The sequence below is a fragment of the Butyrivibrio sp. AE2015 genome (genome assembly GCF_000420825.1).
Lineage (GTDB): Bacteria > Bacillota > Clostridia > Lachnospirales > Lachnospiraceae > Butyrivibrio.
On record NZ_ATVR01000005.1, the window covers coordinates 57,606 to 83,199 of the forward strand.

22 protein-coding genes and 1 pseudogene are annotated in these 25,594 nt (G+C 39.6%); all 23 read right to left on the reverse strand.

Going from position 1 to position 25,594, the window contains the following annotated elements; genetic code table 11:
• Positions 1–29: 29 nt before the first annotated feature.
• Positions 30–500 (reverse strand): SsrA-binding protein SmpB, encoded by a 471-nt coding sequence (gene smpB / locus G585_RS0104210; RefSeq protein ID WP_022773204.1) that lies wholly within the window; start codon positions 498–500, stop codon positions 30–32.
• A 426-nt stretch (positions 501–926) separates the two neighbouring features.
• Positions 927–2,966, reverse strand: a pseudogene (gene rnr / locus G585_RS0104215) (ribonuclease R); the annotation flags it as partial.
• 44 nt (positions 2,967–3,010) lie between these two features.
• A complete protein-coding gene (gene secG / locus G585_RS0104220) occupies positions 3,011–3,253 on the reverse strand; it encodes a preprotein translocase subunit SecG (protein ID WP_022773207.1) in 243 nt (80 codons plus the stop codon).
• A gap of 109 nt (positions 3,254–3,362) precedes the next feature.
• Positions 3,363–4,910, reverse strand: a complete 1,548-nt coding sequence (gene gpmI / locus G585_RS0104225; protein ID WP_022773208.1) for a 2,3-bisphosphoglycerate-independent phosphoglycerate mutase — start codon at positions 4,908–4,910, stop codon at positions 3,363–3,365.
• A 102-nt stretch (positions 4,911–5,012) separates the two neighbouring features.
• Positions 5,013–5,918 (reverse strand): hypothetical protein, encoded by a 906-nt coding sequence (locus G585_RS0104230; protein ID WP_022773210.1) that lies wholly within the window; start codon positions 5,916–5,918, stop codon positions 5,013–5,015.
• Positions 5,919–5,941: 23 nt separating this feature from the next.
• Positions 5,942–7,450, reverse strand: a complete 1,509-nt coding sequence (locus G585_RS0104235; protein ID WP_022773211.1) for a HAMP domain-containing sensor histidine kinase — start codon at positions 7,448–7,450, stop codon at positions 5,942–5,944.
• A complete protein-coding gene (locus tag G585_RS0104240; protein WP_022773213.1) occupies positions 7,437–8,114 on the reverse strand; it encodes a response regulator transcription factor in 678 nt (225 codons plus the stop codon). Before G585_RS0104240 ends, G585_RS0104235 begins: the two co-directional genes overlap by 14 nt.
• A 19-nt stretch (positions 8,115–8,133) precedes the next feature.
• Positions 8,134–8,733 carry a hypothetical protein gene (locus G585_RS0104245; RefSeq protein WP_022773214.1) on the reverse strand — a complete coding sequence of 200 codons (600 nt, stop codon included), beginning with the start codon at positions 8,731–8,733 and terminating at the stop codon, positions 8,134–8,136.
• Positions 8,723–10,900 carry a glycogen debranching protein GlgX gene (glgX, locus tag G585_RS0104250; RefSeq protein WP_026663769.1) on the reverse strand — a complete coding sequence of 726 codons (2,178 nt, stop codon included), beginning with the start codon at positions 10,898–10,900 and terminating at the stop codon, positions 8,723–8,725. Before glgX ends, G585_RS0104245 begins: the two co-directional genes overlap by 11 nt.
• A 129-nt stretch (positions 10,901–11,029) precedes the next feature.
• The gene (locus G585_RS0104255; RefSeq protein WP_022773217.1) at positions 11,030–12,442 is read right to left on the reverse strand and encodes an oxaloacetate decarboxylase subunit alpha; all 1,413 of its coding nucleotides are present in this window, start codon (positions 12,440–12,442) and stop codon (positions 11,030–11,032) included.
• 36 nt (positions 12,443–12,478) lie between these two features.
• A complete protein-coding gene (locus G585_RS0104260; RefSeq protein WP_022773219.1) occupies positions 12,479–13,621 on the reverse strand; it encodes a sodium ion-translocating decarboxylase subunit beta in 1,143 nt (380 codons plus the stop codon).
• A 56-nt stretch (positions 13,622–13,677) separates the two neighbouring features.
• Positions 13,678–14,040 (reverse strand): biotin/lipoyl-containing protein, encoded by a 363-nt coding sequence (locus G585_RS0104265; RefSeq protein WP_022773220.1) that lies wholly within the window; start codon positions 14,038–14,040, stop codon positions 13,678–13,680.
• 12 nt (positions 14,041–14,052) lie between these two features.
• Positions 14,053–14,925, reverse strand: coding sequence for an OadG family transporter subunit (locus G585_RS18745; RefSeq protein ID WP_051142959.1), 873 nt, complete (start codon positions 14,923–14,925; stop codon positions 14,053–14,055).
• A gap of 17 nt (positions 14,926–14,942) precedes the next feature.
• On the reverse strand, positions 14,943–16,373 hold the full coding sequence (locus G585_RS0104275; protein WP_022773223.1) for an acyl-CoA carboxylase subunit beta: 1,431 nt from the start codon (positions 16,371–16,373) through the stop codon (positions 14,943–14,945).
• A 184-nt stretch (positions 16,374–16,557) separates the two neighbouring features.
• Positions 16,558–17,127 (reverse strand): SMC-Scp complex subunit ScpB, encoded by a 570-nt coding sequence (scpB, locus tag G585_RS0104280; RefSeq protein ID WP_022773224.1) that lies wholly within the window; start codon positions 17,125–17,127, stop codon positions 16,558–16,560.
• A gap of 4 nt (positions 17,128–17,131) precedes the next feature.
• Positions 17,132–17,881 (reverse strand): segregation and condensation protein A, encoded by a 750-nt coding sequence (locus G585_RS0104285; protein ID WP_022773226.1) that lies wholly within the window; start codon positions 17,879–17,881, stop codon positions 17,132–17,134.
• Between the two features lie 36 nt (positions 17,882–17,917).
• Positions 17,918–18,793 (reverse strand): metallophosphoesterase, encoded by an 876-nt coding sequence (locus G585_RS0104290; protein ID WP_026663770.1) that lies wholly within the window; start codon positions 18,791–18,793, stop codon positions 17,918–17,920.
• 43 nt (positions 18,794–18,836) lie between these two features.
• On the reverse strand, positions 18,837–19,925 hold the full coding sequence (locus tag G585_RS0104295; protein ID WP_022773228.1) for a hypothetical protein: 1,089 nt from the start codon (positions 19,923–19,925) through the stop codon (positions 18,837–18,839).
• Positions 19,926–19,996: 71 nt separating this feature from the next.
• The gene (locus G585_RS0104300; RefSeq protein ID WP_022773230.1) at positions 19,997–20,362 is read right to left on the reverse strand and encodes a hypothetical protein; all 366 of its coding nucleotides are present in this window, start codon (positions 20,360–20,362) and stop codon (positions 19,997–19,999) included.
• Between the two features lie 190 nt (positions 20,363–20,552).
• Complete coding sequence (rpsU, locus tag G585_RS0104305; protein WP_013280615.1) at positions 20,553–20,729, reverse strand: 30S ribosomal protein S21; 177 nt, start codon at positions 20,727–20,729, stop codon at positions 20,553–20,555.
• Positions 20,730–20,857: 128 nt separating this feature from the next.
• Positions 20,858–23,512, reverse strand: a complete 2,655-nt coding sequence (gene alaS, locus G585_RS0104310; protein WP_022773233.1) for an alanine--tRNA ligase — start codon at positions 23,510–23,512, stop codon at positions 20,858–20,860.
• Between the two features lie 15 nt (positions 23,513–23,527).
• Positions 23,528–24,937, reverse strand: a complete 1,410-nt coding sequence (locus G585_RS0104315) for a glycine--tRNA ligase (protein ID WP_022773234.1) — start codon at positions 24,935–24,937, stop codon at positions 23,528–23,530.
• Between the two features lie 42 nt (positions 24,938–24,979).
• Positions 24,980–25,585: a hypothetical protein gene (locus tag G585_RS0104320; RefSeq protein WP_022773236.1), complete on the reverse strand. Its 606-nt coding sequence runs from the start codon at positions 25,583–25,585 to the stop codon at positions 24,980–24,982.
• Between the last annotated feature and the right edge of the window lie 9 nt (positions 25,586–25,594).

Genomic DNA, 25,594 nt, shown 5'->3' on the forward strand with positions numbered 1-25,594 from the left:
ATAAAATCAATACTCCGGCAGTTTAGTTTTTATTTAAATTTGACCTTGAACTCTTTTTCTGCTTCTCTTTGCTGATCTTTCTTGGCCATATCTGCTCGTTTATCATAGAGCTTTTTACCTTTGGCAAGTCCAAGCTCCACCTTTACTCTGCCATTCTTAAAATAAACTTCAAGAGGAACCAAAGTGTATCCCTGAACCATCTTCTGCTGATCAAGTTTTCTGATCTCAGCTTTATGTAAAAGAAGCCTCTTTACACGAAGGGGATCCTTATTAAAAATATTACCCTTTTCATATGGGCTTATGTTCATACCCATAATGAAAGCTTCCCCCTTATCAATACTGATCCAAGCTTCCTTGATACTACATTTTCCCTGTCTTATGGATTTAACTTCTGTTCCAAAAAGTTCGATACCTGCCTCATACTTCTCTTCTATAAAGTAGTCATGATATGCCTTTTTATTATTTGCTACCAGTTTTCTTGCCTTATTATCTTCTGCCATAATACACCTGCACTTTATATTTTATCTTTTCTTTTTTCTGCCTTTTTGCTGCGAGCTTCTTGCTGCCTTACTTGTAGCAGACTTTTTATATTTATGAACCTTATAGACCTTTCGGGAAGACTTAGATTTTTCCTTATTGGAAGAGACGTTTTTTCTTCCTTTTCCTTTATCGCTTCCTGATTTACGCTTTTTCCTAAACTCGCCAGTTAGTGTATCCGGTTCATACTCGCTAAGATCAATAAGCTTGCCGTTATATTCTACAAGGCGTCCCTCAGTGGCTTGAATGTCATCGCTCTCTTCATAACCATCGTCACCGTTTCTTTCTTCCTGAGCGATTTCTCCAAGCTTTCTGACCTTCCTTGCTCTGTCCAAAGCTACCTTTTTGGCCTTTGGAATATCTTCAAATCCATCATAGTCAAACTCATCGTCTTCATCTTCAGACAAAACAAGCTTAAAATCAATAGATTTTGTAAGTCTGTCAGCACCGGCTACTTTGATCACAACTCTCTGACCAAGAGTATACTCCTTATGAGTTCTCTCGCCTACAAGCTTCATGTTTCCTTCATCATACACATAAAAATCATCGCTCATTGCTGCAGCTCTGACCATGCCCTCACAGGAATTCTCAAGCTCAACAAATAATCCCCAGGCTGTAACTCCAGAAACAATACCTTCAAAGCGCTCACCAATATGATTTTCCATATACTGAGCCTTCTTTAGCTTATCAGTCTCTCTCTCGGCTTCCTCAGCTCTTCTTTCAGTTTCTGAAGAGTGCTTTGCAACTTCATCAAGAATCGCTTCATAGTGCGAGGACTTGGCCGCTGTCATTCTTCCCCTCAGGTGGTCCTTGATGATCCTGTGGATCTGAAGGTCAGGATATCGCCTTATAGGAGAAGTAAAGTGACAATAATAGTCAAAAGCAAGTCCAAAATGCCCTGTACACTCTGTGCTGTACTTGGCCTGCATCATGCTCCTTAATGTCATTCTGCTGATAACAGCTTCTTCTTTTGTCCCCTCTATTCCCTTTAGGAGTTTCTGAAGCTCTTTTGGCCTTACACCTTCATCCTTTCTGGTTCTTATATGATAACCAAGATTGTTTACAAATGCAGCAAGGGAGCTGATCTTCTCCGGATCCGGCTGCTCATGGATACGATATACAAAAGGACTTTGAAGGTAAAAGAAATGCTCTGCAACTGTCTGGTTCGCAGCAAGCATAAAGTCCTCGATGAGCTTTGTTGCAGTATTTCTCTCATGAGGAACTATATCGATCGGATTTCCTTCTTCATCCAAAATGATCTTGGTTTCAGGAAAATCAAAGTCAATTGCGCCCTTGGATTCTCTTTTCTTTCTGAGGATACTTGAAAGCTCAGCCATTTCCTCGAACATAGGAACCAGCTCTTTGTACTTCAGAGTTTCCTCTTCATCTTTATCTTCAAGAATCTTGGCAACGCTAGTATAGGACATTCTTTCATTGACATTGATCACAGACTCAACAATATCATGGTCTATAACTTTACCGCTCTTATCTATTGTCATAAGACAGCTGAGTGCAAGTCTGTCCTCTCCGTGATTCAAAGAGCAGATACCATTTGAAAGTCTGTGTGGAAGCATAGGGATTACCCTGTCCACGAGATAGACACTTGTTCCTCTTTTAAGGGCTTCTCTATCAAGCGCAGAACTCTCCTGCACATAATTTGTAACGTCAGCAATATGAACTCCCAAATGATAAAGACCTTTATCATCTATAGTAAGGCTGACTGCATCATCAAGATCTTTTGCGTCCTCGCCATCGATCGTCACCATCATTACATCGCGAAGGTCCTCTCTGCCGTACATGTCGGCTTCGCTTATCTGATCTGGGCATCTGTTGGCCTGATTTATGACCTTTTCCGGGAATTCATAAGGAATATCATAGTTTTTTACAATGGACAAAATATCAACACCTGGGTCATTTATATTGCCAATGACCTCTTTTACTTTGCCCTCCGGCTTTCTGTGAAGTGCCTGATTGCCATAATCTGTTATAGTTACAACTACTTTATCACCTGTAACAGCACTTCCATGGTGTTCTATAGGAATAAAAATATCCTGAAGAACTTTTGAATTGTCAGGAATAACAAAACCAAAGTTCTTTTCCCCTTGGTATGTTCCCACAAGCTCTTCCATTCCTCTTACAAGAATATTCCTGATACGACCTTCCTGCCTTTTACCTGTTGATTCAGGCAAAATCTCAACTTCTACAGTATCTGAATGAAAGGCGCCATGAACATACTCTTCAGGAATAAAGATATCTTCATCCATTCCTTCTACTTCAACAAAACCAAAGCCTCTTGGGTTTGCTACGAACTGTCCTACTATATAGTTTTTATGTTTCTTTGAAGTTCCAAAAGAACTCTCTTCTACTCTTTTTAACTTTTTTCCCTTACTCATATATACCTCGGCAAGTGCCAGACTTTGGAATTTTAAAAGGCACTCTATTTCTAGAGTGCCTCACATAACAATAATAATCTTTAGAACATATTCATGTTGAGAATTACGCTAAATACGATAAACAAAACTGATAAAACAAATGTAGCTCTCTTAAGAACACCTTCTCTTGAACGGCCTTTGTTTTTGCTCCAGTATGTATTCTCTACTGTTCCCTGAATTGCTCCAAGTCCCTGATTCTTGCCTTCCTGTGCAAGTACAAGAACAACCAATGCGGCACAAACTATAATAAATACTACTCCGAAAACATAATCTAAAGCACTCACGAAAAACTTCCCTCCCAGTACCTGTATAAAAATAGTCTTGCTAATTTTTTAAAGTCACAAGCACGTATTACTTTATCATATTTATGCAATATCGTCAAACAATGCAACCTTATTTTTTGATAAGAAGTGACTTACCAGTCATCTCTTTTGGCTGTTCCTCACCCATGCACTCTATAAGTGTAGGAATGATATCTGCAAGGCATCCATTCTCTCTAAGAGTATAAGCCTCATCATAGTTAACAAGGATAAATGGAACAGGGTTTGTTGTATGAGCTGTCCAAGGCTCACCTGTCTCATAATCGATCATCATATCAGCGTTACCGTGGTCAGCGCAGATAAACATTGTTCCGTTTGTTGCCTTAACAGCATCAACAATCTTGCCAACACACTCATCAACTGTTTCAATTGCCTTTACTGCAGCCGGAATAACACCTGTATGTCCAACCATATCAGGGTTAGCAAAGTTAGCAATGATAACATCATATTTCTGAGAATTTATTGCATCAAGAATCTTCTCACAAACTTCAGGTGCGCTCATCTGAGGCTTAAGGTCGTAAGTTGGAACATCCTTAGGGCTGTTAACAAGAACTCTGTCCTCGCCCTCGTTTGGCTGCTCAACACCACCGTTAAAGAAGAATGTAACATGAGCATACTTCTCAGTCTCTGCGATACGTGCCTGCTTCATTCCCTTAGCAGCAAGCCACTCGCCAAATGTATTGTTAAGAAGAACCTTCTTAAATGCAACTTCCTTATTAGGGATAAGAGGATCATAATCTGTGAAGCATACATATGTAACATCAAGACGCTGTCCTCTGTTAAACTTATCAAACTCATCATCGCAGAAGCAATGTGTGATCTCTCTTGCTCTGTCTGGACGGAAGTTATAGAAAATAATTGAATCTCCATCCTTAACTGTTGCTACAGGAGCACCATTCTTCATGATAACTGTAGGAATAACAAACTCATCTGTCTTGCCATCCTTGTATGACTGCTCCATGCACTCATGTGCACTGTTTGCCTTGTTGCCTTCGCCCTTTGTGATAGCGTTATAAGCAACCTCAACACGGTCATAGTTATTATCTCTGTCCATTGCATAGTAACGACCTGAGATAGAAGCAATCTGCCCAACGCCAAGCTCTTTCATCTTGTTCTCAAGTTGAGCAACAAAATCAATTCCGCTTTCAGGTGGAGTATCTCTACCATCAAGGAAGCAATGAACAAAGACCTTATCAAGTCCGTTCTTTTTTGCAAGCTCTAAAAGTCCGTAGATATGTGTGATGTGGCTGTGTACACCACCATCAGAAACAAGACCATATAAATGAAGAGCTGAATTTTTCTCTTTGCAGTTATTGATAGCTGCCAAAAGACCTTCGTTTGTGAAGAAATCACCGTCTTCAATAGATTTTGTGATTCTTGTAAGTTCCTGGTAAACAATACGGCCGGCACCCATATTCATATGTCCAACCTCTGAGTTACCCATCTGTCCATCAGGAAGACCTACTGCAAGACCTGACGCATATCCCTTTACAAAAGGATAATCCTTCATAAGACCATCCATTACAGGAGTCTTAGCCATTGCAATGGCATTTCCTTCCGGATTATCATTAAGTCCATATCCATCAAGGATCAAAAGAACTGTTGGTTTAGAACCTCTCATTATATATATCCTCCATTTCACGTGTAATACGTTAAAAGCAATTAAAAAGCTTTGTAATTCCTTGCATAGTATATATCAATTGTTAGCATTTTGACAAGCCATTTACTTAAGGGCAACTTCCTGCTCCGCGCCATTCATACTAACTATCATACCAAGTGACTTGATAGATGTGGAATCATCTTCGCTTATCTGAGTAAGTATAACAAGGCTCTCATGGGCCTTTGACTCAACCTCACCAATATAGGATGACAGATCATTAGGCAAAAAAGTAACAGCTGAATAGCCCAAATTCTTGCCGTTTAAAAGTATCTGGAAAAGTAGCTTTTGATTTATCATATTGATCTTTTTGGTAGAACCTGATGCATTATAAAGATCAAATCGTAGAACAAGTAGTTTTTTACCCTTATCAGCATTTACAACATAGCTCTTTGAGCTTTCAGGATATGTACTTGAAACAGAATATCCCTGGTAAGAAAGGAATATATTGCTTTCTATTTCCTGCGTCTGATCTGAAGAAAGCACGATTGCATTGCTGCTTACTTCAGTTGGTTTTTCTTCCTCATCAGTTTCCTGGGCAGCTGTAGATGCAGTTGTAGCGGCAGCTCCCACTTCAGTACCTGGCTCAGATGAGCCGATTGCTGATGAAGCATCATCCGTTTTATCCGGCACTTCAGAAAAATCTTCGCTTGAATCCATTGTTGGTACAACCTCTTCTACTCTTACAGGAGTGGTCGGCTGAGTAGTTGTAGCCTGACTTTCCTGTTTTTTCTGTTCGTCTTTAGCTGCTTTTCTTGCCTCTTTTTCGCGCTCTTTTTGAACTTCTTTCGCATCGACGTAGGTCAGTTTCTCTTTATCGTTATTTGAATACTTCATCAAAAGACCTACAGCAAATTCGACAGTCTGTTTATACTCATCTTCAGTAAGCTCCGGAAATTTTTCTCCGCAGCCTGAAAGAGATAAGACGATCATAACAGTAAGTGAAAGTAATACAGCTCTTTTAACCCTCATAAAAGTACCCTCATATCATTACTTTATTCTGTCTCTAGTTCAAAGTAAAACTCAACACCGTTGTCATAGTTGATCACGCCGTAAGCCTGATTCATACTCTCCATTATAGCTTTTACGATAGACAGGCCTACACCGCTTCCCCCGTACTCTCTGGTTCTGGCCTTATCAACCTTATAGAATTTCTCCCAAATATGTCCAATACTTTCCTTGGGAATAGGTTTTCCTGTGTTAAATACTGAAACTCTTGCATGATTATCAAGTTTGACCACTTTTATCTCTATGATCTTTTCACCGTCAATATGGTTAAGAGCGTTACTGTAATAATTCTGCAAGACCTCCTCTACCTTGAATTCATCCCCCCAGACAAATATAGGTTCCTCAACATCAAATTGTATTGTGACTTCTTTTTGCCTTGCCAGTAGCTCTGCTGATTTAATATAGTTACGGACCATTTCAACAATATCAAATCTGTCCATATTGGCCTTCTCATTACCAAACTCAAGCTGATTCAAGGTAAGAAGCTTTTTTACCATCATATTCATCTTGGACGCTTCGTCCATGATGACATCGCAATAAAAATCCCTGCTCTCAGGATCGTCATTTATGCCTTCCCTAAGTCCCTCTGCATAACCTTGTATCAGAGCAATTGGTGTTTTAAGCTCATGGGATACATTAGAAAGAAATTCTTTTCTCATTTCATCAATTTCTTCCTTCTGAGCAATATCCTGCTTTAAGGCAATATTCGCATTTTTGAGCTCTTTGATTGTCTGCTCAAGAGTCTCAGAAAGTTCATTCATGTTATGGCCAAGAATATCAATCTCGTTGTTATAGTTCTCTGAATTTTCATACTTGGCTTCAAAGTTAAGGTTCTTCATCTTATCGGAAATAAGATAAAGACGCTTTATAGGATCGGTTATCTTCTTGGAAATATAAAGAATAACCACAGAACCTACAACAATAGCAATAACACCTACATATGCCATGAAGGTGTTAGATATTGATACGCTATCCTTAATACTTTCCATTGTCGAGCGGACAAGAATAAGGTTTCCTGCTCCTACAACTCCCCACATTTCCAGATATTTTCGTCCGGTAGCGCGGTCTTTCTCGATCTGAAGAGTATAGCCCTCCCCAATATCAATAATCTCCTTATCATTGTAATTGCCTGAATCAAGGATATTATCCCATAATATCTTGGTCAGCTGCTCAGCATTATTGGCAGAAGATTTTATAGTTAAAGAGTCAGCATCAAGAACGATCATCTCAATATTGTATCGCTCACAGATGTGGGTGATCTCAACATCGAATTCCTCTGAGGTAATGTCTCCGTCGCTTATGGCCTGTGCAATGCTTCTATAAGCCTGAATGATCGCTTCTCTCTTGTTTTGAACATAAAACTGCTCCATAAAGAAAAGATTTATTACCAGGCAAAAACCAAACGCCATTATCAATGTAAAAATAAATGCTGAACTGATTTCAAATCTTATGGAATGAGTTTTGGTTTTTTCTATAGGAGCATCAGTTTTCTTCAAATTTATACCCCATTCCCCAAATTGTCTTGATCATGTCACCCTTAGATCCCAGTTTGCCACGAAGCTTTTTAACATGGGTATCAATAGTACGGGCATCTCCAAAATAGTCATAATTCCAAACGTTGTTAAGGATCTTTTCTCTTGAAAGAGCAACTCCCTTATTTTCAAAGAAGAATGAAAGAAGCTCGAATTCCTTATAGCTAAGTTCAATCTCTTTTCCATCAACAAATACGCTATGTGCAACCTTGTTAACTACAATACCGCCAAGTTCCATGACCTGGTTATTTGCTGCCTGATTAGTTCTTCTAAGAATAGCTGAAACTCTTGCAGCAAGAATCTTTGGACTAAATGGTTTTGAGATATATTCATCTACTCCAAGTTCAAATCCGAGAAGCTCATCTCTTTCCTCCGATTTGGCTGTAAGCATAATGATCGGAACCTTGGAATTAGTTCTGATCTCTCTGCAGACTTCCCATCCGTCACGCTTTGGCATCATAACGTCCAAAATGATAAGAGCTATATCCTTATCCTCATAAAACATATCAAGTGCCTGCTGTCCATCGCCTGCTTCAAGAACTATATATCCATCTTTTATCAAAAAGTCTTTGACGAGTTTTCTCATTCTGCTCTCGTCATCAACAACAAGAATCTTAAGATCATCCATTAATTATGTCCTCCTAAAATCAGTAACTTACATCTCCCTCATCATACCCTTTAGAGTCAGTGATGCCAAGCCTTTTTTCTGCTTCACGCACAGCTTTTTCTCGCTCTTTTAGTTCTTCATCCCAAGCAGAGTAGCGGTTTGTGATATTTCTTTTGTAATTAATGATATTATCATTTTCACTTGTAGAAGCAATTACAAACATTAAGATTACCACAATAATAAGCGCTACGTTAAGAACAATAGATAAAATTCTTCCAAAATGTACTTTTTCTCCTGATGGGTTCTCCTTCTTTCTTGAGGAAAGCTTATCAAGAGAAGACTGCCTGGTCATAGGAATCTCGAGTGGTATAGGAACAAGATCCTGCTCTTCAAATCCGCTTGCAAGAAGCTTTTCTCTAAGGTCAGTCAAATATCTCCAGCCAAGAGGAGTTTTAAAAATTCTGTTTTGAATTGCCTTTTCATAAACTGCCAGCATATCATCAGGTCTGCTGACCTTAACCTTGGTCTCCAAAACTTTTATCTTTGAAAGATCAAGTGTGCCCTTTTCAGCATCTGTTTCTGTTAAAAACTCGTAGCCACCGACTATAAACTTGTCTTTATTTTCTTTATTAGACGCCATACTCCGCTCCAAAAGAAACAATAAATACGTTTACACTTCTGGCTTTCAATGTCCTGTTCCTCCAGGTAAGAGGTTTTGGTCTGTTATAGAAATGTTTACCACTCTCATCACCTGTATCAACGCAAAGTGACCAATACGCACCTTCCGGAGGGTTCGGAAGCATGATCTGAATATCCTCCCAGTATGCATTGATCGCAATATAAACTATATCATCATGATTCTTTTTTTCAATAAATCCGGCGTATCTTACGCAGATCACCTTAGAATCTTTGGTAATATTCCCGTTATCAGGGTTTTCTGTATGAACGCTGATATGAGGATAACCACAATGTGAAGGTGATAAGTCCTTCCTTATGGCCGGATGCTTTCTTCTAAACTGGATCATATTTCTGTAGAAGTCAAAATAGTTTTTATTCTTATTTAGAAGATCCCAGTTAAGCCAAGATATCTCATTGTCCTGGCAATAAGCATTATTATTGCCAAACTGAGTATTGCCAAATTCATCTCCCGCATAAACCATTGGAGTTCCACGACTGCACATAAGAACAGTTATGGCATTTCTCATCATTCTAAACCTGAGGTCCAGAATATTCTTATCTGTGGTATCTCCTTCAGCTCCACAGTTCCAGCTTCTGTTATCATTGGCCCCATCTGTATTATTCCAGCCATTGTCTTCATTGTGCTTACCATTATATGAATACAGATCGTAAAGAGTAAAACCGTCATGACAGGTAATGAAGTTTACTGAAGAGTCATATCCAAGGTATGAGCCACCATACATATCCATCGACCCTGTAATACGCTTTACAGCTTCAGGCGCAGCCCATATATCGCCCTTTAGATAAGATCTGATATCATCTCGGTATTTTCCGTTCCACTCAGCCCATCTCTTCCATGCAGGGAAATTTCCAACCTGATACATTCCGCCTGCATCCCATGCCTCAGCAATCAGCTTTACATTTCCAAGTATAGGGTCATAGGCAAGCCTCTGGATCAGAGGTGGTCTTTCCATTGGAGAGCCATCCTGGTCTCTTCCAAGAATACTTGCAAGATCAAATCTGAATCCATCCACTCTGTATTCAATAGCCCAGTATCTGAGGCACTCTACTATCAGCTCCTGTACCATAGGATGATTACAATTCATGGTATTTCCGCATCCACTGAAATTGTAATACTGACCATAAGGTGTCAGCAGGTAGTAGATATTATTATCGAAGCCCTTAAATGATATAAATGGTCCGTTTTCATTGCCTTCAGCCGTATGATTGAACACCACATCAAGGATAACTTCAATTCCGTTATCCTTAAGAGCTTTTATCATGCGCTTTAATTCTACGCCCTCTTTATTATATTCGCTTTCCGAAGCATAGCTCGTATTAGGGGCAAAAAAGCTTATGGTGTTATATCCCCAGTAATCAAGCAAGGTCTTACCATTTACAATTCGCTTATCCCTTGTTTCATCAAACTCAAAAATAGGCATAAGTTCAACAGCTGAAATACCGAGTTTTCTAAGGTATTCAGCCTTTTCTTTTATGCCTTCAAATGTGCCTCTGCACTTTACACCTGATGAAGGATCCATGGTAAATCCACGAACATGCATCTCGTAAATAACGGTGTCATTCATCGGTGTACAGAGACTATTTGTATCATTCCATTCAAAATTATCTCTTACGATCCTGGCTCTGTACGCACCGTCTTTATTTGGATTCTGTCCCCATATTCTTTGGCCCGAAACTGCTTTGGCATAAGGATCCAAAAGAAGATGATTTTTATTGAACAAAAGGCCTTTTTCCGGGTCCCAGGGGCCATCAACGCTATAACAGTACTCTATATTCTCAATATCCAGGCCAAATACTATCATCGAATACACATTTCCTATCCTGTAGCTCTCAGGGAAAGGAATATGCGCAAAAGGAGTTGCCTCTCCTCGGTTATACAAAAGAAGTGTAATTGAAGTTGCGCCCTTAGAATAAGCAGTAAAGTTTACACCATCTGCCAGCATGGTCGCACCATTCATATTATAAAATCCCGGTCTGATCCTGAATCCATTGCATTCATCTAAGGCCAGCATCTGTCGGTTGAGATCTGTTTTTCTAAGCTCTCTTACCTGACGCTCGCCTATTTCGACCAGTTTTCTATTTTGTCTATGACGTCTATACTCATTCATACTAATATTTTAACATATGCTTGTTCAAATGAATCATGTAAAAAAATTAAAAAAGATGGAATTTTGTATGTAAATATAACAAAATTCCATCTTTTATTATTCATTTATGCCGTTACTATATGTGATAGATCACACTGGGTATGCACCATTCTTTGTATCAGCAGCTGTAACATCAACTTTTTCCTGCTGTGCAAGACGATACTTGAAGAAATCTGTAGCAACCTGTGGGAACAATGCATAAGAAAGAGTATCCTCATCCTGCTGTTTCCACTGTGCAACTTCTTTCTCAAACTTCTGAAGTCCTGGCTCAAGCTTATCTGCAGGTCTGCATGTGATAACCTCTCTGTCGCCAATGATCTTCTTCTGAACTTCTGGGTTGAATGGCTTAATTGTCTTACCATACTCACCAGCAAGGAGGTCCTTAGTCTGGTCAGTAGCAACCTTGTATCTCTCGCCCATAAGTACGTTCATAACGGCCTGAGTACCAACGATCTGTGATGATGGTGTAACAAGAGGTGGCTCACCAAAGTCCTTACGAACACGTGGGATTTCCTCAAGAACTGTATCATACTTATCGCTTGCGTTCTGCTCTTTAAGCTGTGAAACCATGTTTGAAAGCATTCCACCAGGAACCTGATACATAAGAGTCTTGATATTAACACCAAGAACCTTAGGATCCATAAGTCCGCTAGCAAGGCACTCTTCTCTATATGGTCTGAAATGATCTGCAATCTTAGCAAGAAGTTTCTGATCGAGGCCAGTCTCGAAAGGCTGTCCCTTGAATGCTTCTACCATAACTTCTGTAGCTGGCTGTGATGTTCCAAGTGCAAATGGAGAAATAGCACAGTCAATAATATCAACACCTGCTTCAGCTGCCTTCATGTAAGTCATGCTGGCAACACCTGAAGTGTAATGTGTGTGAAGGTCGATAGGAAGTTTTGTAGCACTCTTAAGTGCCTTAACAAGCTTCTCTGCCTCGTAAGGAAGAAGAAGTCCTGCCATATCCTTGATACAGATAGAATCTGCACCCATTGACTCGATATCCTTTGCAATGTTCATCCAGTACTCTTCTGTATAAGCATCACCAAGTGTGTAAGCAAGAGCTATCTGAGCATGACCGCCCTCTTTCTTACAAGCCTTAACTGAAGCCTCAAGGTTTCTAAGGTCGTTAAGACAGTCAAAAATTCTGATGATATCAATACCATTTGCAATAGACTTCTGTACGAAATACTCTACTACATCATCTGGATAATGCTTGTAACCAAGGATATTCTGTCCTCTTAAAAGCATCTGAAGTTTTGTGTTCTTAAAGCCGTCACGGAGTTTTCTAAGTCTCTCCCATGGATCTTCCTTAAGGAATCTCATGCAAGCGTCAAATGTAGCACCGCCCCAGCACTCTACTGCGTTATATCCAACCTTATCCATTGTATCAATGATAGGCAACATAACCTCTGTAGGCATTCTTGTTGCAATAAGTGACTGATGAGCATCACGCAGAACAGTCTCATTGATACGAACTGGTTTTCTCTCTAATTCTGCCATATCTATTACATCCTTTCTAAGTTATAAAAAGTCTTTTTATACACCGAAGACAGCCATGAATGTTCCAGCAACTACGGCTGTACCAATAACACCGGCTACGTTAGGTCCCATAGCATGCATGAGCAGGAAGTTTGAAGGATCATACTCTGCACCAACCTTCTGGGATACACGGGCAGCCATAGGAACAGCAGATACACCCGCTGAACCGATAAGAGGATTGATCTTGCCCTTTGTAATAAAGCAAAGGAGCTTTCCTAAAAGACATCCGGCTGCTGTACCAAATGCGAACGCTATAAGTCCAAGTACTACTATGATAAGAGTTGTTGTGTTAAGGAAGGCCTCAGCACTTGTTGTAGCACCTACTGATGTACCAAGAAGGATAACTACGATATACATAAGTGCATTAGAAGCTGTTTCCTGAAGCTGACGAACAACTCCTGACTCTCTAAAGAGATTTCCCAGCATCAACATACCAATAAGAGGTGCTGTTGTAGGAAGAATCATACTTACTACGATAGTAACGATAATAGGGAAAAGAATCTTCTCAAGCTTTGATACTTCACGAAGCTGTGACATTCTGATTTTTCTCTCTTTATCTGTAGTAAGAGCCTTCATGATAGGTGGCTGGATCATAGGAACCAAAGCCATGTATGAATAAGCAGCAACGGCAATAGGTCCTAAGATTGAAGTCTGATGAAGCTTACTTGCAAGGAAGATTGAAGTAGGGCCATCTGCACCACCGATAATAGATACTGCTGCAGCCTGCTGATCATTAAAGCCAAAGAAAATAGCCATAAAATAAGCAGAGAAAATACCAAACTGAGCACCTGCTCCCATAAGGAAGCTGATAGGGTTGGCAATAAGTGGTCCAAAGTCTGTCATCGCTCCAACACCAAGGAATATCAGTGAAGGAAGAATTGCATATTCATCCAGGATATAGAAATAATGCAAAAGTCCGCCGGCTGCTCCGCCTACAGGCTCTGCCATAATATCCGGATAGATATTAACAAGAAGCATACCAAATGAAATTGGTACCAAAAGTAAAGGCTCAAATCCCTTAGCTATAGCAAGATACATAAATACAAGAGCAACAACTACCATGATATAGTTACCAGGAGTCATGGTTGTAAATGCAGTTTGCTGCCAGAGATTAGATAATGTATTAACAACGTAATCCATTTTTTATCCTCATTTCTGTTTTTATAAAACAACAATAATATTCTCTGACAATTTAATTAGTTAAGAGTTGCAAGAACAGTTCCAGCCTCAACAGAATCGCCAGCAGCAACATCAACGCTTGCTACAGTTCCATCTGCAGGAGCAACCATAGGGATCTCCATCTTCATAGATTCGATAGTAACAACTGTGTCACCCTTCTTTACAGCCTGGCCAACGCTTGCATTGATCTTAAGTACTTTTCCTGCTGCACCAGCTTCAACTTTGATTGAACCTGCACCAGCACTTGCCTTCTTTGCAGGAGCTGCTGGAGCCTTAACTGCAGGAGCTGCAGCTGCTACAGGAGCTGCTCCTGAACCTGCGCCTTCTTCTACTGTTACATCATATACGTTTCCGTTAACGGTTATTGTATAGTTCTTCATTGTGTATACTCCTTATCTTTTCCAATTTTTATTTACTTTTCTGATTGATCTAACCTGGAAGCCATCTGTGCTTGCACTTCCTTCATAAGCTGCAATAGCAGCTGCTATAACTGCAACAAGCTCAGCATCACCAACAAGATCTTCTTTCTCTTCGATCTGGCTGATTGTGTTGTCCATTGCTTCTTTTGCAAGTTCTTTATCATTTACTTTCTTTTTCTTGTTTCCACCAATAAAGATAGGGAACAGAGAAATAATAAGTGAAATGATTATAAGAACAGTGAAAGCCATTCCCATACCAAGAAGCGTATTAAGACCGGCATTTTCAAGTTTCTCAGCGCTTGACTTATTAACTGTGATACCCATGTCAGTAGCCATTGTCTCATTGTTCATATATACCTGGAACAATGCAGAATGTTTTGTGCCCTGAAGTGTAGCATCAATCACAAGCTGCTCATCATCGTTAGTGTAGTAATTAACATCTGAGATATAAAGTTCATCAGCAAGTGTTGCATCACTGGTATATCCGATCTCATCGAGGGCTTTATACCAGCTTGTGTAACCAGACTTTATAGCATTGTAAAAATCTTCATCAACGCCATCAAGTACTGTTCTCTCCATTCCATTTGAAGTTTCAGTTCTGAACTTCATGGCAAGTGCAACATAAAGTTTTTCTTCGAAATTGTCAGGAGTAATTCCGTCCGCGTACCATGCTTCGAAATTCTGATCCTCTAAGTTATTCATGTAAGAAACAATAGAAGACTCGTTGAACATTTCAGCCGGGTACTTGCTGCTATCGATTGTCTTTGTCTTTGTTTCCTGTCCACAAGCACTCAGACTCAGGAAGCAGCTAAGAACAACTCCCAAAACCAAAAATTTACTCTTCATTTTGAGTGCTCCCTTCATTAAACTGTGCCGTGTTTCTTAGCAGGACGCTCATCTCTCTTTGTAAAAAGCATCTCGAATGCGCCAATAACATACTTTCTTGTATCAGCAGGCTCGATGATCTCATCAACATAGCCTCTTGCTGCAGCACTCTTAACATTGTTCTGAAGCTGTGCATAATCAGATGCAGCCTTTGCTACTGTCTCAGCATCTTTTCCATCGCACATGATCTTGGCAGCAAGATTTGCATCCATTGTACCGATCTGTGTATCAGGCCAGCTGATAGTTACATCTGCACCGATTGCCTTAGAGTTCATGATAACGTAAGCACTACCAAAAGCCTTACCAGTTACGAGGTTAACCTTAGGAACTGTAGCGTTTGCAAGTGCGTAAACAAGCTTTCCGGCAGCCTTAGCTACATGTCTCTCATCACACTTTGATGAGCCAAAGCCTGTTGCGTTTGTAAGTGTAAGAACAGGGATGTCGAAAGCGTCGCAGAAGTTAACGAAATCTGCAGCCTTCTCACAAGCATGTGCAGTAAGCTTATCTTCAAACTTCTCTGCCTCTTTGCCGTTTTCGTCGAAAATAGCTGTACGGTTACCTACAAGACCTACTGTTGCGCCATTAAGTCTGATAAATCCGGTAACCATCTCTTTTGCATAATCTCTCTTTGTCTCAAAGAAAAGACCATTGTCAGAAACCTGTGCAGCAACAAGTGCAGGATCTGCAGCTGCGCCGTCAAGGTTCTCGCATGCTCTGTTAAGATCATCAGTGCATTCCTGATATGAATCGCTGTCCTCATTATTTGAAGGAAGGATTGAAACAAGTTCTCTGATCTGAGTGTAGATAGATGCTTCATCTGTTACAACATCAACATTACCTACCTCTGAAGCCTGCCATTTAGCAGCTGATGTATCGCATTTCTCTTTGTAATTTCCTGCAAGTACATTAGGAGAATTAACGAAAAGTTTAGCCTTATCAGCTTCCATAAATGTAAAGTCAGTGATTGAAGGAATAAGTGCAAGTCCTCCACCACATGTACCGAAGATAGCTGTTATCTGTGGAACAACTCCGGAAGCCTCCACCTGCTTAAGATAAATTTCTCCAAATGCATTAAGTGCATCTGTTGCCTCCTGAAGACGAAGTCCAGCTGAATCGATAAGACCGATCACAGGTGAACCTGTCTTGATTGCCAGCTCATACAGGCGAACAATCTTCTTTGCATGCATCTCACCAATAGATCCGCCAAGTACTGACGCATCCTGACTGTATACATATACAAGATTGCCGTCGATAACACCATATCCGGTAACTACTCCATCAGATGGTGTTTCTTCCTGTTTCAGATTGAAATCTGTGTTTCTGGCTGTCACAAGGCCGCCAATTTCAACGAAACTGTTTTCGTCGAGCAAAGCATTTATTCTTTGACTCGCTTGTGAAGAACTACTCATGTGTTTAACCTCCAATAAATTTTATGTGAATGTGTGCAACTATGTTATTTGATTATTGTGCATTTTTTCACAATCTCAAATCGCATAAACCCGCAACTTAAGTCAGAGTATAGTATATCATAAAAAAAGCCAAAAAAAAGAGAAAATACATAAAAATTCAGTATTTTCCCTATCTTTTAATAAATTAGATATCCAATTTTACATTTACTTCCTCTTCAGCCTGTGCTTTGAACTCTTCAACCTGCACAGGGCCTATTGTTGGAAGCTCTTCAAGGCTCCTTACTCCAAAGCTCCTAAGGAACTCTTCTGTTGTTCCAAAAAGCAGTGGTCTTCCGGGAGCATCCAGTCTGCCAAGCTCCTGAACAAGGCCAAACTCTACAAGCCTGTTAACTGCGTGATCACTGTTTACTCCTCTTATCTTTTCCACTTCAAGCCTTGTGATTGGCTGCTTATAAGCGATTATGGAAAGTGTTTCCATTAAAGAGTCAGTCAAAACTGCCTTTTTAGGAGTTTTTGCAATCTTTACCAAGTACTCATACATTTCTTTCTTGGTACAAAGCTGAACAGCGTTTTCAAGTTCTATGATGCCTATACCGCTGTCCTTTTTCTCGTATTTCTCTTTTAAATACTCAATATATTTCTTTATCTCTTTTGACTCAGTCTCCATTGCCTTAGCCAAAGCGCTTATTTCAACTGAATCGCCCATAGTAAAAAGAATAGCCTCTACTATTCCTGCGCCTTCTTCTTTTGTCATAATATCAGCTTGCCTTTCTGGAAGTAATTATTATATCTGCAAAGGTTCCGTCCTGCTGTATCTCTATTTCTCCAAGCTTCATTTCCTCAAGAACTATAAGGAAAGTAACTATAACCTCTGTCTTACTGTGCTGTTTTTCCAAGAGCTGCCTAAAGCTAAAGCTCTTATGCTCTCTAATATATGCCTTGATATAAAGTGTCTTGGCATCCATATCCACAGTCTCTTTTTCGATATTTCCAAACTTACTACGGATTGGATCCACCTTATCTTCCTGCCTTTTTAAAAGTTCCTGGAAGATCTCGTTAAGTTTTGTAAGAGTCGCATCACCAATAAGACCGCTAAAATCTATTGGCGCCTCGTATTCTTTTACCTCTTTGGGAATATCTTTATGTCTGAACCAGGACAAGCCCGCATCCATCTGCCTGTCTTTAAGTTCATAGGCCATATATTTATACATTTTATACTCAAGAAGCTTTTCAACAAGTTCAGCTCTTGGATCCTCTTCCTCTCCGTCCTCATTGACTTCTTTAGGAAGAAGCATTTTGCACTTGATATCTATAAGAGTTGCAGCCATTACCAGGAACTCGCTGGTAACTTCCATATCCTCTTTTTGCATGGCATTGATGTATTCCATGTACTGTTCCGTAATGGTTACAATAGGAATATCATAGATATCTATCTGGTTTTTATCTATCAGGTGCATCAAAAGGTCCATTGGCCCCTCAAAGACCTGAAGCTTAATCTCTAGTGACATAGTATTTCCTCACAAAAACAATTCATACCGAATATCTCAAATTCCGCCTTTTATATTTACTACACAAACTTCCCCGGGGTTAAAAAATCTCACATGTATAGTATGAGTTCCAAGTCCTCTGCCAAGGATCATTGTCTTATCGCCCTTTCTATACAAACCTCCATCATACTTTGGAAAAAGAGCTATCGACGGAGAAATTACACCGCCAAGTATCGGGAGTCTCACAATTCCGCCATGAACATGGCCTGACATCGTAAGATCGGCACCCCAGGATGCATAATTTTCAAAATACTGGGGATTATGAGCAATCAAAAGCCTAAACTCCTCTTTTTCTTTTTCATTTATATTTCCAACAAGCCTCCCCATCAGTGAAGGATCCATTTTTCTTTTTACAACTTTTCTGAAGTATTCATGGTTTAGGTCAAGCCCGGTTATTCTGATATTCTTATCCTTCAGCAAAACAGAGTTATTTTCCAAAAAAACAACTCCCTCTTTTGTCAGTCTGCTCCTATATCTGTCATAGAAATTGCCAAATTCTCTTGTAAAAGTTTTCACCTTATACTCATGATTGCCATTTCCATAATAGACCTTATACTTGCCGGAAAGATTTTTGATAAGATCAAATCCAGGTTCGTATTTAATTTTTCCGTCTTTGGCATGAGCTGTAAACATATCGCCACCGCAGATAACTGCATCAGGATTTATCTCATCAATCGCGGTAATAAGTTTATCATTATTATTCCCAAAAACGTACCCATGAAGATCCGAAAGAAAAACAAACTTAAAATCTTCAGTTACTTTGTTTGACTTTATCTCATAATTTCTCACAACAAAACTGTGCGTGTCATGATAAATTACCAGAACGCATAATATTATCAGCACAATCAGTGCTATTACCAAATATATTGCCATACTTTTTCTTTCTCTCTTAGCATAACATTGTAAAGGAAATCTATTAACTTTTCTTTTTATAAAGCCTGATTGCTGCTTTTTGACCATTATCATTGACACTGCCCTCTTCGATAATCTCATAACTAAAATCATCGAAAGAAACAACGTCCTTAATCTGCCCTTCAGTCATGCCTTGTGTCACTTTATGATATTCCTCAGTATCACATAAAATTTTTCTGGTTACAATATAATCCGGTTCTTTATTGTCCACATAACTATACTGTAAATCTTCAAGTTCCGTTCCTCCCTGGTTAAGAGAAACATACGCCCTCCACTTAGGAGTATAATCAGCCGCATAATAAAAGCCTTCATCAAGCTGTCCATAATATAATAGCGAATAGTCTTTCTTCCCCTCATTCATCTTTCTAACAAAAGCATACTGGATTGTATCTTCTTTTGAAACAAGAATTTCATTTGTATTTTGGCAAAAAACATAAGATACAATTGTAAATAACAATGTAATACAAATGCTCTGCCACGGTTTCCATTCGATATGCTTATTAGCATATTCTACAAATGGCCATATTCCACATATAACAAAAACCAATAATGGCATAGAACTATAAGCATGTGGATGACCACAATTCAAAAGAACGAATGTGAGTATGAAAGAAGAAAACATGTACATAAAAGTGCGGGTCTTCTTTCTATGCAGCATCCAAATGAACCCTGCAAAAATCAAAGCCAAAACAGGTATATTTCTTTTTGCTAACTGCATAAACAATGCAAATCGTAAGTTTCCTATAAAGCCACGACCGGTTCCATACAGGAAAATGTTATCAAGAAAATATGATTTGAAAAATATCTCCAGAGAATTATTCGCCCAAAAGTAAGCTAATACTGGCACAGACACAATTATTATGCCTATGATTATCCAAAATATAGCTTCCCATATCCTGGATACTTCTTTGCGCGAAATTGCGTGTAATAGAACAAAAATAAATATTACAAGATACATCGCACAAAGAATATATTTAGTCCAAAACAAAAGACCTGCACCGATGCCAAGAAGGATCAACTCTCTTTTATTGGGAAAAGAATCATTTTCTAAATACCTGGTTTCCAAATAAAGAAGAAAAGAAAATATACTCAAGCTAAGTTCCTCTGGACCACCTCCGGAAGCAAAAAAACGCGACGAAAAAGTAATAGCAGCTATTGCAAATGCTATACCAATTTCTTTTTTTCAACATCACACAAAATACCTAACGTTTTTAACGAAAAATACAAATATATCGTTGCACTAATCAGCTCCACGATAAAAACACCAAAAAATGTTCTATCGTTAAGCGCTAAAGCAAGTGCATATACAAAAAATATTACTGGTCCTTTCTGCTCTGCCAAATCTCTATACGGAACTAATCCATGCAATATTCCTTCCCCTTCAATATAATAGCAACTAACATCTCCCCAATCGTTTAAAGGGTATAAAAATGAGGACTTTGAGCAGATAGCCAATATGACAAACGAGGCTATCAGGCACTTTAATATAATTCCTGAGTTTTTTTCGAAAAAATCACTTATTTTCTCCATTATCCCCCAATATTTCATTCAAGCATCTTAATATAAAATAACTATAAAATTATATTCTTTTTTAGCATGATATACAACACTGTTGTTCCAATACCTTCTACGCAATCTACCTTTATTGTAATTGCATTATGCATGCCGGTCTTGTGCAACAAAAAAGCCTTTGGTATAAACCAAAGGCTTTTTATTAGATTTAGTTATATTTGCGCTTTCTTGCTGCTTCAGACTTTTTCTTGCGTCTAACGCTAGGCTTCTCGTAGTGTTCTCTCTTACGGATCTCCTGCTGGATACCAGCCTTTGCGCAACTTCTCTTAAAACGACGCAGTGCGCTATCCAAAGTCTCGTTTTCTTTTACTACTACAGTTGACATCTCTACTCTTACCCTCCCTTCAGTCCCTTCAAGTACATGACTGATTGGGTTATTTATTATGCTTATTCTGAGCATGATAGCTCACATAACATTATCAATTATAACACAAAAAGTATATGCGTCAAGAATTATTTTATCTGATCTGCAAGAACTTTTTCTGCCTCTGCAAGAGCATCACTAATTCCGGCAGGATTCTTACCACCAGCCTGAGCCATATTAGGACGACCACCACCGCCGCCTCCTACTATTGGCGCAATTGCCTTAATGAGGTTACCTGCATGAGCTCCCTTTGCAAGAGCTTCATCTGTAGCCATTGTAATAAGGTTGACCTTACCATCAGTTTCAGAAATAAGAACTACAACGCCTTCGCCAAGCTTTGTCTTCATCTGATCTCCAAGATCACGGAGACCATTCATGTCTACGCCCTTAACAGATGTAGCAAGGAGCTTAACTCCTGCAACTTCCTTAACCTGATCTGTAACATCACCAAGTGCAGCCTGTGCCTCTTTGCTCTTAAGTGACTCGTTCTCACTTCTAAGTGCCTTAAGCTCATCCTGAAGCTTCTTGATATGCTCAACAAGATCAGAAGCATTTGCCTTAACAAGCTTAGCTGATGCATTAAGTGTCTGCTCTACATTCAGATAGTAATCTCTTGCGTTGCTTCCAGTAAGTGCTTCAATACGACGCACACCTGCTGCAACACCACTCTCTGCAACGATCTTAAAGAGACCGATATGGCTTGTATTAGATACATGTGTACCACCGCAAAGCTCAATAGAGAAGTCTCCCATATTTACAACTCTTACTGTATCGCCATATTTCTCACCAAACAGAGCCATAGCTCCTGTCTTCTTGGCTTCTTCCAAAGTCATTTCCTTTGTAACAACAGGAAGTGCTTCCAAAATCTTGGCATTAACTATATCTTCAACTTTCTTGATCTCTTCAGCAGTCATAGCCTGATGATAGCTAAAGTCAAATCTTGTCTTGTCAGGATCCTGGTAAGAACCGGCCTGCTCAACACCATCGCCCAGAACTTCCTGAAGAGCTTTTTGAAGAAGATGTGTAGCTGAATGGTTTCTGCATGTTTTAGCTCTGTTTTCAGCGTCAACAACTAATGTTACCTTATCAGATACATTAAAGCTTCCTTCAACAACAGTTCCAACATGAGCTGTTCTTCCACCAGCAACTTTAACAGTTTCTGATACTTTGAACTTAGCTCCATCTTTTCCTGTTATCTCACCGATATCTCCAACCTGGCCACCCATTGTGCCATAGAAGGATGTCTTATCAGTAATGATTGTTCCCTGCTGTCCCTCTGAAAGGCTGTCTGTAAGCGCCTCTGCACCTGCCATAGCAACAACACTTCCTTCGCAGGAAAGTGAATCATATCCTACAAATTCGCACTTAATATCCTCTGCAAGTTCATCGAATAAGCCTGCGCCTGTTGTAAGATTTGCAGCAAAATTTTGATTATCTCTTGCTTTCTGTTTCTGCTCTTCCATTGCTGCAGCAAAACCATTCTCATCAACAGTAAAGCCCTCTTCCTCTGCAAGCTCTACAGTAAGCTCTACAGGGAATCCAAATGTATCATAAAGGAAGAATGCATCTTTTCCTTCGATTACTTTCTTTCCTTCAGAAGTTGTCTTATCAAGGATCTTCTTGAACTCTTTCATACCGTTTTCAAGAGTAGACTCAAAACGGTCGATTTCTCTTCCAAGTTCCTGAAGAACAAAGCTACGGTTCTTTACAAGATTCTCATAGCTCTCAGAATACTCATCAAGATAAATTGAAGCCACTCCAAGGATATGATCTTTCTTAAGTCCAAGAGCTCTTGCATGTCTGACTGCACGGCGGATAAGTCTTCTAAGGATATATCCGGCGCCTGTGTTAGAAGGTAAAAGCTTAGCTTCGTCACCAATGAGCATAACAGAAGTACGTGTGTGATCAGCGAGGATTCTCATTGATCTCGTGCTCTTCTCATCAGTGTCATATTTAATTCCGCTCTCTTTTTCTATATAAGAAATTACAGGAGCATGAAGATCAATCTTATAAACGTCATCAGTACCGTTAAGGAAAGCAAGAATACGCTCAAGTCCCCAACCTGTATCAACGTTCTTCTGAGCAAGTGGTGTAAGATGTCCGTCATGGTGCTTCTCATACTGCATGAAAACATCATTACCAATCTCAGTATACTTGCCACAGTGACATCCAGGACCGCAGTTAGGGCCACAATCAGGAATATCCTTCACATAGAACATCTCACTGTCAGGACCGCATGGACCATATTCAAGTCCCCACCAGTTGTCCTCAGCAGGAAGATAATAAATATTCTCAGGCTTGAAACCTGACTCAATACGGTATTTAGCACCTTCTTCATCTCTTGGTGCATTCTCATCACCTGCAAATACAGTAGCTGCAAGATGATCAGCATCAAAGCCAAAGAGCTCAGTAAGAAGTTCGAAACTCCACTGGCAACGCTCTTTTTTGAAATAGTCTCCAAGAGACCAGCTTCCCATCATTTCAAAGAATGTTCCATGGCTCTTATCACCAACAGAATCAATATCGTTAGTACGAACACATCCCTGAACATTGCAAAGTCTTGTTCCAAGAGGATGCTTTTTACCTAAGAGATAAGGCATAAGTGGCTGCATTCCTGCAACGTTGAACATAACACCTGTTGAACCGTCAGAAACAAGAGATACAGCACCACAGTCAACGTGACCTCTTTTAATATAAAAATCTTTCCAAGCTTTTCTAAGCTCGTTAGCAGTATATTGCTTCATAATCAAACAAACTCCTTAAAATGTAAACTTATCAGCGAAGTAAGCATCAAGCTCATCGATAGCGATACGCTCCTGCTCCATGCTGTCTCTAAATCTAACTGTAACCTTGTGATCCTCTTCTGAATCAAAATCGTATGTGATGCAGAATGGTGTTCCGATCTCATCCTGACGACGATATCTCTTACCGATGTTTCCACGATCATCAAATTCGCAGTTATATTTCTTTGAAAGCTGAGCATAAATCTTCTCAGCGCCCTCATTGAGCTTCTTTGAAAGAGGAAGAACACCGATCTTAACAGGAGCAATTGCCGGATGGAAGTGAAGAACTGTACGCATATCAGGCTTCTCTTCTGTTCCAATATTCTCTTCATCATATGCTTCGCAAAGGAATGCAAGTGTTACTCTGTCAGCTCCAAGAGAAGGCTCAACTACATATGGGATGTACTTCTCATTAGTCTCATCATCGAAGTATTCCATAGGCTCACCAGATGTCTCCTGATGTCTTGTAAGGTCGTAATCTGTTCTTGAAGCAATGCCCCAAAGCTCGCCCCAATCTGTGAATGGGAATGCATACTCAATATCAGTTGTGTGATCACTATAGAATGAAAGCTCCTCAGGATCATGGTCACGAAGTCTGATGTGCTCTTTGTCGATACCAAGAGAAAGAAGCCATTCATAACATGTCTTTCTCCAATACTCAAACCATTCTGTCTGTGTACCAGGCTTGCAGAAGAACTCAAGCTCCATCTGCTCAAACTCCCTAGTTCTGAAAGTGAAGTTACCAGGTGTGATCTCATTTCTGAAACTCTTACCGATCTGGCAAATACCAAAAGGCACTTTCTTACGTGAAGAACGCTGAACATTCTTGAAGTTTACGAAAATACCCTGTGCTGTCTCAGGACGAAGATAAACTGTATCCTTAGCATCTTCTGTTACACCCTGGAATGTCTTGAACATAAGGTTGAACTCTCTGATGCTTGTAAAGTTATGCTTGCCACATGTTGGACATGGAACGCTGTGCTCTTTAATGAAGTTCTCCATTTCCTCATGGCTCCAGCCATCAACTGAAGACTCAAGAGTAATTCCATTCTCAGAAGCAAAATCTTCTATGATCTTGTCTGCTCTGAATCTCTCATGGCATTCCTTACAATCCATAAGAGGATCAGAAAAGCCTCCTAAATGACCTGATGCAATCCATGTCTTAGGATTCATTAAGATCGCGCAATCAACGCCGACGTTGTAAGGATTCTCCTGTACAAACTTCTGCCACCATGCCTTTTTTACGTTGTTCTTAAGCTCAACACCAAGGTTACCGTAATCCCAGGTATTGGCAAGACCTCCATAAATCTCAGAACCAGGGTAAACAAATCCTCTTCCCTTGGCCAGTGCTATGATCTTTTCCATTGATTTTGCTTTTGCTTCCATGTTCCTCCCATCAATCACAAGCAAGTGATTTTAATAAAAAAATTATTTTGAAAGAATGAGCTGTATTTCTTCACTTGTTGATGAAGACAAAACAGCTTCTTTTTTTCCTTTTAAAGAAACTCCGTTTGAAGAATAAACTATATTGTAAGGCGTAATAAATACCGATTTATCTTTTGTGATAATAATATGGTTGTTCTTATTATCTTCTACAGTATCCGAGTTTATCTTAAGACCATTTTCATCAATAAGATCTGGGGATATAGTAAAGCCTCTGTCCAGTGCATCCTGAACAGTTCCAAAATAAAGAGTTGTGTCATTAAACTCAGCATAATCTGTCGGTGTTGCATATTTTAAAACCATTTTAACAGCATTACCATCAGAAATCTTGTCAACTGAATCTAATGTGATCTTTTCAGTAAGTCTTTCTGCATTAAAAGTAGAAATCTCATTTTCTGTCATCTGAGTCAGTTCAGAGACATCATAATACTCTTCTTCAAAATCTTCATAAATAGTATTGGTGATCTTCCCATTTTTATCTAGTGCTACAGTTGTAAGCTGCCCTTCATCACTTCCACATCCATACAGGCATGACAGCAACATGAACGCGCTGATAACTCCGACAAATCTTTTCATAATAAACCCGTTCATAGATTTTTC